We start from the raw sequence: 789 nt of genomic DNA, 5'->3' as shown, positions 1-789 counted from the left end.
GCCTGGATCAAGGCCTGGAACGACGACCCCAAGCCCTACGTCTGGACCAAGACCGCCGACGACATCCTTGACAGCATCGCCAACTACTGCAACCGCTGGCGAACTTACGACTCAGGACACTAGGTGGCCTACGACGTCGACGTCGGATCCGTACGCGACGCGCTCGAGGCGCTGCCGGCCGCAGCACTCGTGGCCCTCGCCGAGGTGCTCGACGTCCTCGAGCGAGCGCCGTGGTCCGGTGATCCCCTGGTCGACCGCAACCCCGACGGAGCCGTGCGCACCATGACCTTCGCCGGCACGGGTCTCGTCACCTACGTGATCGTCGAGCACCTCGGCAGGGTCGATCTCCTCCAGCTCCACTGGGCGGGGTAGCGACGACGCGGGCGGCGGTCCAGGGGGCGAGCTCCGACGGCGCGCCCGGCTTCCACGGCTTCCGAACGGGGGCTGACCTGCGCCGATCATGTTGACCCACCCCCCGGTGAAAGCCCTCTGATCGTCCGTGTAGTGTTCTCCATGTCGCCAGGGCGAAGGGGTTGAACCCGGCCAGGTCGACGCAGTAAGATGGGAAGGTCGCCCTCCGGAAGGTCCGCTCGGTGAGTGGGTTGGTACGGTGGTGTGGTTGTCCTTTGAGAACTCAACAGTGTGCTGAATGTTTGGTGTGGTTGTCCTCGTCGGCATCATGTCTGCTTTTTGTGAGTGGTTGTGGTGTCGTGGGGTTTCTTTGAGTGGGTCTGACCTTTCTTGCCAGTGGGGGTCGGGCTTTTTTGCTGGGACTGTTTGTTCCAATGT

1 protein-coding gene and 1 pseudogene are annotated in these 789 nt (G+C 63.6%); both read left to right on the top strand.

The features are described from left to right. A pseudogene (locus tag ACFPK1_RS33015) lies at window positions 1-123 on the top strand (IS630 family transposase); the annotation flags it as partial. Continuing rightward, entirely contained in the window at window positions 124-372 is a 249-nt protein-coding gene (locus ACFPK1_RS33010; RefSeq protein ID WP_378025164.1) for a hypothetical protein, read from the top strand. Window positions 373-789: the final 417 nt, after the last annotated feature.

Source organism: Actinomycetospora rhizophila, from assembly GCF_042657905.1.
Classification (GTDB): domain Bacteria; phylum Actinomycetota; class Actinomycetes; order Mycobacteriales; family Pseudonocardiaceae; genus Actinomycetospora; species Actinomycetospora rhizophila.
The sequence above is the reverse complement of the archived record's forward strand: the minus strand, read 5'-3'. Positions and strand labels throughout refer to the sequence as shown.